Origin of the sequence: Hamadaea sp. NPDC051192 (assembly GCF_040682475.1) — a bacterium.
Classification (GTDB): Bacteria; Actinomycetota; Actinomycetes; order Mycobacteriales; family Micromonosporaceae; genus Hamadaea; species Hamadaea flava.
The window spans coordinates 1-10,029 of record NZ_JBFBAZ010000208.1 but is presented as its reverse complement, the minus strand read 5'-3'; the positions used below and the strand labels follow the sequence as shown (position 1 = coordinate 10,029).

7 protein-coding genes are annotated in these 10,029 nt (G+C 71.8%); 5 read left to right on the top strand and 2 right to left on the bottom strand.

Annotation, left to right across the window (positions count from 1 at the left end):
• Positions 1-15 precede the first annotated feature (15 nt).
• Entirely contained in the window at positions 16-1,500 is a 1,485-nt protein-coding gene (glpK, locus tag AB0M47_RS40225; protein ID WP_363423618.1) for a glycerol kinase GlpK, read from the bottom strand.
• 203 nt (positions 1,501-1,703) lie between these two features.
• On the opposite strand from glpK, the gene AB0M47_RS40220 reads away from it, so the two are divergent.
• From AB0M47_RS40220 to AB0M47_RS40205, 4 genes are read left to right on the top strand one after another with little or no spacing between them, the layout of a single operon-like run.
• Positions 1,704-2,318, top strand: coding sequence for a TetR family transcriptional regulator (locus tag AB0M47_RS40220; RefSeq protein WP_363423616.1), 615 nt, complete (start codon positions 1,704-1,706; stop codon positions 2,316-2,318).
• Positions 2,315-3,643, top strand: a complete 1,329-nt coding sequence (locus tag AB0M47_RS40215) for an MFS transporter (protein ID WP_363423614.1) — start codon at positions 2,315-2,317, stop codon at positions 3,641-3,643. The genes AB0M47_RS40220 and AB0M47_RS40215 overlap by 4 nt, the downstream gene beginning before the upstream one ends.
• Complete coding sequence (locus AB0M47_RS40210) at positions 3,640-4,890, top strand: alanine racemase (protein WP_363423612.1); 1,251 nt, start codon at positions 3,640-3,642, stop codon at positions 4,888-4,890. Before AB0M47_RS40215 ends, AB0M47_RS40210 begins: the two co-directional genes overlap by 4 nt.
• Positions 4,887-6,176 (top strand): D-arabinono-1,4-lactone oxidase, encoded by a 1,290-nt coding sequence (locus tag AB0M47_RS40205; protein ID WP_363423610.1) that lies wholly within the window; start codon positions 4,887-4,889, stop codon positions 6,174-6,176. Before AB0M47_RS40210 ends, AB0M47_RS40205 begins: the two co-directional genes overlap by 4 nt.
• A 100-nt stretch (positions 6,177-6,276) precedes the next feature.
• Here the strand turns inward: AB0M47_RS40205 and AB0M47_RS40200 are convergent, their stop codons facing one another.
• Positions 6,277-6,855, bottom strand: coding sequence for a CGNR zinc finger domain-containing protein (locus AB0M47_RS40200; RefSeq protein ID WP_363423609.1), 579 nt, complete (start codon positions 6,853-6,855; stop codon positions 6,277-6,279).
• A 97-nt stretch (positions 6,856-6,952) separates the two neighbouring features.
• Here AB0M47_RS40200 and AB0M47_RS40195 point away from each other — a divergent pair, with 97 nt between their 5' ends.
• The gene (locus tag AB0M47_RS40195) at positions 6,953-9,853 is read left to right on the top strand and encodes an FtsX-like permease family protein (protein ID WP_363423608.1); all 2,901 of its coding nucleotides are present in this window, start codon (positions 6,953-6,955) and stop codon (positions 9,851-9,853) included.
• The last annotated feature ends 176 nt before the right edge of the window (positions 9,854-10,029 follow it).

The following is a 10,029-nucleotide window of genomic DNA, read 5'->3' as shown; positions in this document are numbered from 1 at the left end:
GTGCGGGACAGGTCGCTAGACCCAAGCCAGGGTGCGCTGCACCGCTTTACGCCACTGGGCCAGCTCCCGATCGCGTACCCCTGAGTCCATGGCGGGAGTCCAGCGGGCCGAGACCGTCCACTGTGACCGGAGTGTCGCGAGATCGGGCCAGTAGCCCACCGCGAGCCCGGCGCCGTACGCCGCGCCGAGACTGGTCGTCTCCGCGACCGCGGGCCGCACGACCTCGACGTCGAGCACGTCCGACTGGAACTGCATGAGCAGTTCGTTGGCGGTCATCCCGCCGTCCACCCGCAGTTGGGACAGGCTGCTGCCCTGCCAGTCCTGGAGCATCGCGTCGACGACCTCGCGGGTCTGCCAGGCGGTCGCCTCCAGCACCGCGCGGGCGATGTGGCCCTTGGTGACGTAGCCGGTGAGCCCGGCGAGGACCCCGCGCGCGTCCGAGCGCCAGTGCGGCGCGAACAGCCCCGCGAACGCCGGGACCAGGTAGCACCCGCCGTTGTCGGGCACGCTGGCCGCCAGCGCCTCGATCTCCTCGGCCGAGCGGATCAGGCCGAGGTTGTCGCGCAGCCACTGCACCAGCGAGCCGGTGACCGCGATCGACCCCTCCAGCGCGTACGCGGCCGGGCCGGTGCCGATCTGGTAGCCGACCGTCGTGAGCAGCCCGTGGGTGGAGGCGACCGGCCGGGTGCCGGTGTTGAGCAGCAGGAAGCTGCCGGTGCCGTAGGTGCACTTGGCCTCGCCAGGCGAGAAGCACGTCTGGCCGAACAGGGCCGCCTGCTGATCGCCGAGCGCCGCCGCCACCGGTACGCCCGCCAGCTCGCCCCGCGCCTCGCCGTAGACCTCCACGGACGGGCGGATCTCGGGCAGCATCGCGCGCGGGATGCCCATGGCCTTGACGATGTCGTCGTCCCAGTCGAGCGTCGCGAGATTCATCAGCAGCGTACGGCTGGCGTTGGTGACGTCGGTCAGATGCCGGCCGCCCTTCGGGCCGCCGGTCAGGTTCCAGATGAGCCAGGAGTCGACCGTGCCGAACAGCACCTCCCCCGCCTCGGCGCGCGCCCGCAACCCCGGTACGTGATCGAGCAGCCAGCGCAGCTTCGGCCCGGCGAAGTAGGTCGCCAGCGGCAGCCCGGTCTGCGCCCGGAACACCTCCGGCTCGCCGAACTCCTTCAGCAGCGAGTCCGTACGCGTGTCCTGCCAGACGATCGCGTTGTGCACGGGGCGGCCCGTCAGCCGGTCCCAGACGATCGTGGTCTCCCGCTGATTCGTGATGCCGACGGCGTCGAGGTCGGAACGGGTGAGCCCGGCGCGGTCCAGCGCCCCGCTCACCACCCGGCGCACGTTGGCCCAGATCTCCTCCGGATCGTGCTCGACCCAGCCCGGCTGCGGGAAGATCTGCTCGTGCTCGTGCTGGTCGACGGCGACGACCTGGCCCTCGGCGTCGAAGACGATGCACCGGGAGGAGGTCGTGCCCTGATCGATGGCTGCGACATACCGCACGCGATGAGGTTACCTGCCCGATTCTGCGCGGCCGCGTTCGCGGCAGATCACGGTTACGCATGCTTCCCGGGCCCAAGATCGCATGCAGATCCCTGATCCGCCGCCAATCCAGCCCGCAAGCAGCCGTGGACAAGGGCCGTGACGCGTGCCATAGTTCTAGGTCACACGACTGGGTCAGGTGACCCACTACGGAGGACGAGCACATGGCCCGGATGGCGGTGACCGAGCGGCGAGCCGCGCTGATCCAGGCAGCGCTGCGGGTGATCGCCGCCGACGGGGTCGCCGCCGCGACCACCCGGGCGATCACCGCCGAGGCGGGCATGTCGCTGGCCAGCTTCCACTACGCCTTCCGGTCGCGGGACGAGCTGATCGCCGAGCTGATCCCCTACGTCGTGGAGCACGAGAGCCTCGCGGCCGAGCAGACGCTGGCGGTCGGCCAGGATCTGCGGGAGACGATCAAGCGAGGGCTGCAGGGCTTCCTGGACCTCGTCGCCGCCGACCCGGCCCGGGAACAGGCGATGTTCGAACTCTCCCTCTACGCGCTGCGTACGGAGGAACTGCACGAGGCCGCCAAGGCCCAGTACGCCAGTTACTACAAGGCCGCCGAAGGCATCGTCGAGGCGGCCGCCCAGCTGACCGGCCGGACGTGGAGCCGCCCGGCGAGCGAGATCGCCCAGATCGTCGTCACCCTGACCGACGGGCTCACCCTCGGCTGGCTGGTGCATCGCGACCGCGCCGCCACCCAGCCCATCCTCGACTTCGCCGCGGACGCGATCGCCGCGCTCGCGGACCCCCTCGACACCTCGGAGCCGGCATGAGCGAGATGCTCGCCGAAAGACCCGCTGTCTTCACCGAACCCGTCAAGCCGGTCACCGGCCGCTGGGTAGGCCTGTTCGGGCTGGCCTGGCTGGGCATCTGGATGGCCCAGCTGACCCCCGTCCAACTGCTGCTGCCCGAGCAGGTCGAGGCCCAGCGCCCGGCCACCGACTGGGTCGGCAGCGTCATGGCGTTCGGCGTCATCTCCGGCGTCGCCGGGTTGTTCGCCCTGGTCGCGTACCCGTTGACCGGGGCACTGTCGGACCGCACGACGTCCCGGTTCGGCCGCCGCCGCCCATGGATCGCCCTCGGCACCCTGCTCTTCGCGGTGTCGCTCGTCGTCCTCGGAACCCAGACCGGCGTGGTCGCGGTCGGCGTCTGGTGGACGCTCGCGCTCATCGGCTTCTGCGTGCTCACCGCCGCGCTGACCGCCACGATCTCCGACCAGGTCCCGGTCGGCCAGCGCGGGTTCGTCTCCGGCTGGATCTCCGCGCCGCAGGCCATCGGCACCATCCTCGGCCTGCTGCTGGTCACCACGATCTTCACGGGCCGGGTCCGCGGCTACACGACCGTCGCCGTCCTGCTCCTCGCGCTGGTCCTGCCTTTTCTCTTGCGTACGCCGGACGCAGCGCTCCGCCAGAGCGACCGGCCGGCGGCCAGCCGCCGCGGTCTGCCCGGGCCGGTTACAGGTACGTACGCCGGCCGTGATCGCCGGCGGCTTGCCGTCGGCGAGGTATTGCAGGGACTCTGGGTTTCACCGAAGGCACATCCCGACTTCGGCTGGACCCTCCTGAGCCGGATCCTGGTGAACCTGGGCAACGCCTTCGGCACCACGCTGCTGCTGTACTTCCTCAAGTACCACGTCCACGCGGCTGACCCGGACGGCTCGCTGCTGCTCCTCTCGGTGATCTACATGTTCTTCGTGATCGCCGCGTCGCTCTACCTCGGCCGGTTGTCCGACCGCCTGGGCCGCCGCAAGATCTTCGTGATCACGGCGTCGGCCAGTCAGGCCCTGGCCGCCATCCTGCTGGCGGTGTTCCCGAACCTGACCGTCGCCACCGTGGGGGCCGGCCTGCTGGGGCTCGGCTACGGCTGTTTCCTGTCCGTCGACCAGGCCCTGGCGACGCAGGTGCTGCCCGACCCGGCCACCCACGGCAAGGACCTCGGCATCATGAACATCGCGACGACCGTGCCGCAGGCGGTCGCCCCGCTGGTCGGCGCGGCGATCGTCGCGTACGCGGGCGGGTTCGGCGTGCTGTACCTGATCGCCGGGATCACCTCGCTCGTCGGCGCGCTCTGCGTCGCACCCGTGAAAGGCGTCCGATGATCGACCTGTCGTTGCCCGCAGCGCACCTGCCCGTGAACTGGTCCGAGGTCGACAAGGCGACCGCCGACCTCGACCCTCCCTTCGGGACGGTCCATCTGGGAGCGCTGCGGCACAACGCACAGGACATGGTGCGCCGCGCTGGGCGTACTCCTATTCGGGTGGCGAGCAAGAGCATCCGCAGTCGCGAGCTGATCGCGGGCCTGCTGGCCCTGCCGGGCTATCGGGGTGTGCTGGCCTACACGCTGGCGGAGGCGATGTGGCTGGCCGCCGGCCGGGGAGCCGCTTGGGCGAGCCGCGAGGAGTGCAGTCCAGTCGACGACGTGGTGGTGGGCTACCCCACCGCGGATCGTGCGGCGCTGACGGAGCTGGCGCTGTCGCCGGAGCTGGCGGCCCGCGTGACGCTGATGGTCGATTCGGTGGAACAGCTGGACTTCATCGACGCCGTGGTGCCGCAGCGTGAGCCGTTGCGGGTGTGCGTCGAGATCGACTCGTCGTACCGGTCGCGGCTGCTCGGCCATGTCGGAGTGTGGCGGTCGCCGATCCGGCAGGCGCCCGAGGCGGCCGCGCTGGCCCGCGAGATCGTCCGTCGGCCGGGCTTCACGCTGGTCGGGATGATGGGTTACGAGGCGCAGATCGCCGGGCTGGGCAACGCTCCGCGCGGTAAGCCGCTCATGGGCCGCATCCTCCGGACCGTCCAGAAGCGATCGATGGCCGAGCTGATCGAGCGCCGGTCGGCCGCCGTCGCAGCCGTCCGTCAGGTGGCCGAGCTGGAGTTCGTCAACGGCGGCGGCACCGGCAGCCTGGAGGCGACCGCGTCCGATCCGTCGGTCACCGAGGTCACCGCCGGATCAGGACTGCTCGGGCCGCACCTGTTCGACAACTACGCGCACTTCCACCCGGCTCCGGCCGCCGCGTTCGCGCTCAGCGTCGTACGCCGTCCCGCGCCGGACCGGGTGACTCTGCTCGGCGGCGGCTGGATCGCCTCCGGCCCGCCCGGACCGGATCGGCTGCCCCAGCTCGTCTGGCCGACCGGACTGTCCTACGTGGCCCGTGAGGCGGCCGGCGAGGTGCAGACGCCGGTGACCGGGACGGCGGCCCGATCGCTTCGGGTGGGCGACCGGGTCTGGCTCCGGCACACCAAGGCGGGCGAGGTGTGCGAGCACGTCGACGAGCTGTACATCGTGGATGGTCCGGCCGTCGTGGGCGCGGTGCGGACGTATCGCGGCGAACGAAAGGTGTTCCTGTGACCTGGCAGAACTGGGGCCGTTCGGAGTCGGCCAGCCCCGTACGCGTCGTCACTCCGGCGTCGCCCGACGAGGTCGCGGCCGCGATCGCCGACGCCCGGCGCGACGGGCTGACGGTCAAGCCGATCGGCGCCGGGCACAGCTTCACCGGCATCGCCGTCGCCGACGGGGTGCAGCTGAACCTGTCGCGCTTGTCCGGCCTGCTGTCGGTGGACCGCGAGCTTCAGCAGGTCACCCTGGCCGCCGGTACGCACCTGCACGAGGTGCCCGCGCTGCTGGCCCCGCACGGGCTGGCCATGCAGAACCTCGGGGACATCGACGCGCAGACCATCGCCGGGGCCACCTCCACCGGTACGCACGGCACCGGCGCGGCGTTCGGCGGACTGGCCACCCAGATCGTCGCGGTCACACTGGTCACCGCGGCCGGTGAGATCCTGCGGATCGACGCCTCGCACGAGCTGTTCAACGCCGCCCGCCTCGGGCTCGGCTCGCTCGGCGTCCTCGTCGACATCACCGTGCAGTGCGTACCGGCGTTCAAGCTGGCCGCGGTGGAGGCGCCCGAACCGCTGGCCGGCGTACTGGAGTCCTATCTGGAGCGATCGGCCGCGCCCGATCACTTCGAGTTCTACTGGTTCCCGCACACCACGACGGCGCTGACGAAGACGAACACCCGGCTCGGGGTGACCGAGCCCAGCGCCCCGTTGGGCGGCTTCAAGCGGTGGCTGGACGACGAGTTCATGTCGAACACCGTGTTCTCCTGGGTGTGTGGCATCGGCCGGGCCCTTCCGGCGGCCATCCCGTCGATCAACCGGCTCGCCTCGCACCTGACCGGCGACCGCGCCTTCACCGACGTGTCGACCTCGGTCTTCACGACCGCCCGCCGGGTCCGGTTCCGGGAGATGGAGTACGCCCTCCCGGTCGAGGCGATTCCCGAGGCCGTACGCGAGATCGACCGGCTCATCACCCGCAAGGACTGGCGGATCTCCTTCCCCCTCGAAGTACGCGTCGCCGCGCCGGACGACATCTGGCTGTCCACGGCGTACGGACGCCGGACCGGATACGTCGCGGTCCACCGGTACTTCAAGGAAGACCACCACGAGTACTTCCGCGCGGCCGAGGAGGTCTTCCGGACCTTCGGCGGCCGGCCGCACTGGGGCAAGATCCACTATCGGGACGCGGGCGACTTCGCCACGCTGTACCCCCGATTCGGCGACTTCCTCGCGGCGCGCGACAAGCTCGACCCCGACCGCGTCTTCGCCAACGCCTACCTGACCCGCGTCCTCGGCTGACCCCCGTTTTGGGTGCAGATCACGGTTACGCATGCCTCCCCGAACGGTTTTGGCCTGCGTAACCGTGATCTGCAGCCAACGACGGACCGGAGCGGCGGCGTCAGGCGGGTGGGCGGTGGGTGGCGGCGTGCCGAGCGACCTTGGCCCGGTTCCCACACACCGCCATGACGCACCAGCGTCGCCGCCCGCGCGGGTCGCGGAACAGCCACCCGCAGCCGGCTCCGGCGCAGGCGCGTACTTCGGTGCTGCCGGGCGAGGCGAGCAGCCGGGCGGCCTGGTGGACGATCGCGCGTAACGGACGCTCCGCGTCGTCGCCGTAATCCCATGCCGCCGTGGAATCCGAGCCAGTCTCCGCAGCTGGTCGCAGGCCCGGAGCAAGCGTCCGGACGTATTGGGAGATGAGCGACCAGTCCGCGTCGGCGCCGGTCAGCGCCTGATAGTAGGCCCGCCGGAACTCCAGGACCCGGGAAAGCACCCGTTCCCCGTCCGCCGCGTCGGCCGTGGCCAGGTCGGGCAGCAGTCCGGCGTGCCGCGCCCACACCGCCACATGCTCATAGCTGTGCAGGTATTCGTGGGTCTCGGCGCCACCGTCCCAGGCGGCGCGGGTGTTGCAGATTTCGAGCGCCACGTCTCCGGCGACGATGGCGGGCATCCGCAGACCGTCGACCATGACAGGCATTGCTCTACCCCTTAGTCAACCACTAACCTCTGAACCGTACTCTACCGGTTAGCTCTCCAGCAGGAGAAGACCGGCGAGCTCTCCTTGAGGAGATGGCGTGCGGGCGATCCTCTCACTGGCCCTGGCCCGGCTCTATCGGGGGCCGACCCGATGGCTGCTCATCGTGGCCGGCGTGGCCGTCGCGACGCTGCTGCCGATGTCGGCCGCCGCCACCGCCACCGCCACGTCGACGAAGGCGCTGGCCCATGGCCTGGCCGCACTGCCGCCCGGCGAGCAGAGCCTGATCGTGTCCTACCCGAACCTCGCGATGGAGTCCGCCCAGCTCAACGGCATGGACTCCCAGGTACGCAGCCAGCTGGCCAAGCTGACGCGGCATCCCGCACGGGCGCAGATGTTGTTCCGGGAGATGGGCGACACCGCCGGGGGCTCGTTCTTCCTGGGCGCCGCCGACGACCTCGCCTCCGGCGTCGAGGTGACGAGCGGGCGTCTGCCGGCTTCGTGCACGCCGCAGCGCTGCGAAGTCCTCCTCATCGGACAGACCCCGCCGAAGATGCCGGACGGGCTCGGCGTGGAGATCGTCGGGACCGGCGTACGCACGGATCCGCTGCTGCTGACCGGCACGTTCGAGCCGAAGCGGGACATCCCGCTGCTGCTCGCCGACGGGGTGGCCAAGGCGAGCGCGATCGATTCGCTGACCGCCTTCCAACGGCAGTACGGCTGGGTCGCCCCGCTCGACGTCGAGCGTGCCTCGGCCGACGTGGACGCGTACCTGGACGCCAGCCGGCAGGCCGGCGACGACCTGTCGCGCTACAGCGTCGGGCTGCACCTCACCGCGCCCGACGAGGTGCTCCGCAGCGAGCACGACCGGGCCCAGCGCAGCACCCGCCGATTCGACCTGCTGAGTGGGGCGGCGACGGCGTTGCTGGTCGGCTTCGCCGTGATCGGCGCGATCGGCGCCCGCCGGGATCACCGCGCGGTCGTCGCCCTCGTACGCCGTCGCGGCGCGCCCGCTCGCCGGCTGTTCACCCTCACCGCCGTCACGGCCGTCATCCCGGTCCTGATCGGAACCGTGCTCGGCGTCCTCCTCGGACTCGCCGTCTTCGGCACGACCGCACTGTCGGGCACTACGCTGGCCCAGATCGCAGTGACGACGGTGCTGGCCGCGGTGCTTCTCGGGGCCGCGCTCAGCTGGGCGCCGGAGCATCCGTGGCGGGCGGTCGACGCCGTGGTGGTCGCCGGGATCGTGGTCGCCGCCGTCGCGCTCGCCCGGGGCGCGGTCACCGTGCAGGCCATCGATCAGCGTACGGACCCGTTGCTGGTCGCCTTGCCGATCATCGCGATCGTCTGCGGCGGGCTCCTGGCCGGGCGGCTCTTCCCCCTGGTCGCGCCGTTGGGCGTACGCCTGGCGCGCCGACTGCCGGGCACGGCCGGGCTGCCCGTGCGCCTAGGCCTGTCCGGCGCGGTACGCCGGCCGCTCCGCGCGGTCGCGACAGTGGCCTTCCTCGCCGCCGCGACCGGGATCGTCCTGTTCGCCGGCGGCTACCGGGCGACCTTGCAGCAAGGCGCGGTCGACCAGGCGACGTTCACCGTCCCGCTCGACGTGAGTGTCCGATCGGGACAGAACCTGCGCCGCCCGCTCGACATCGCCGACGAGTCCGCCTATGCCCAGCTCGTCCCCGGAACGCTGACCGCCAGAGTCGTACGCGCCACCGCAGGGATCCGGGTCAACGCGGCCGAGACGAAGGCGGCCGAGGTCGTCGGGGTGACTCCGGAGGCGCTCACGCGCATCCCCGCCTGGGACCGGGTCACCGGCGGCGCCGACGCCGCCCGCTCGGCGCAGCTCATCACGGCCGCCGCGCCGGACCGCGGCTGGCGCGTACCGGCGGGCACGAAGAATCTGGCGTTCGACGTGCTGGGCCCGCTGGACAATCTGAAGATCACGGCGTGGCTGCGCGACACCGGCGGCCGGGACTTCGCGGTCGAGCTGACCCGATCCGGCCAGCGGCTGACCGGGGAGCCGGCCAAGGCGACCACCACCGAGGCCAAGCTGTTCGCGCTGAACATCGCCGAGACCGCCGACTACGGCCAGCGCCGGCAGCACCACACCGGCGAGGGCGGCCTCGACGTCCCGGTCCTGTCCGGGCGCCTGACGGTGACCGGCCTCGGCAACACCTTCGAGACCGACTACGAGCTGGCCACCGGCCGGATGGTGGCGCTGATCGGGGCCACGCCGGAGACCGAGCTGCCGGTCATCGTCGACCCGGTGACGGCGACCGCCGCGTCCGGCGGCAGGCTCCAGCTCAGCGTGCAGGGCTCGGCTCCGGTCACCGGCCGGATCGTGCAGGTCCTGCCGCGGTTCCCCGCGACCGGGGACCGGTTCGTCGTCGCCGACGTGCGGGCGCTCGCCGACGCACTCGACGCCCGGGAGCCGGGAACCGGTTCGGTGAGCGAACTCTGGCTGTCCTCACCGGACCCCGCCGCGCTGCGCCAGAACCTCGCGAAGTCGCCCTATGACCAGCTCACCGTGCGGTCGCGCGCCCAGGTCGAGGACCAGCTGGCGACCGACCCGCTCGCCGTCGGCGCGGCGCGTCTGCTGTGGACGGGCGCCCTCGTCGCCCTCGGCGTCGCCGCCGTCGCCCTGGTGCTGCTGGTCATCGCCGAACGCCGGGACGACGCGGCGGAGCTGTACGCCTGGGAGAGCGACGGCCTGACGCCGGGCGCGCTGCGGGGCCTGTTGTTCGCCCGCGCCACCGCCGTCGTCGCCGTCGCGGTGCCCTGTGGCGTACTGCTGGGACTGCTGCTGACCCGGCTGACGACAGCGCTGGTGCTGGTGACGGCGGTCGGCTCCGCGCCGCGGCCGCCGCTTGCCCTGGCGGCGTCACCGCTGCAACTCGCCGCCGTGCTCGGCGCGGGCGTCGGGCTCGGCCTGCTCTGCGCCGGACTGGTCGCCTGGCGCTCGTTCCGCACTCCCCTGCCCGTCCGACCGGAGGCACTCTGATGCCCCGCCCGACCGGAGGCGCGCTGATGCCCCGCCCGACCGGAGGCACGCTGATGCCGCAGGTCCACCGATCCCGTCGGATCAGGGTTCCGGGTCCGATCTTCCGCCATGATCCGACCCGGAACCTTGATCCGGCGCTCACTACGGCGCTCGTCACGGCGCTCGTCACGGCGCAC

Bases quoted from the DNA above. Each gene is read 5' to 3' on its own strand.
- AB0M47_RS40220 (WP_363423616.1), top strand. From the start codon at position 1,704: ATGGCCCGGATGGCGGTGACCGAGCGGCGAGCCGCGCTGATCCAGGCA.
- AB0M47_RS40215 (WP_363423614.1), top strand. From the start codon at position 2,315: ATGAGCGAGATGCTCGCCGAAAGACCCGCTGTCTTCACCGAACCCGTC.
- AB0M47_RS40210 (WP_363423612.1), top strand. From the start codon at position 3,640: ATGATCGACCTGTCGTTGCCCGCAGCGCACCTGCCCGTGAACTGGTCC.
- AB0M47_RS40200 (WP_363423609.1), bottom strand. From the start codon at position 6,855: ATGCCTGTCATGGTCGACGGTCTGCGGATGCCCGCCATCGTCGCCGGA.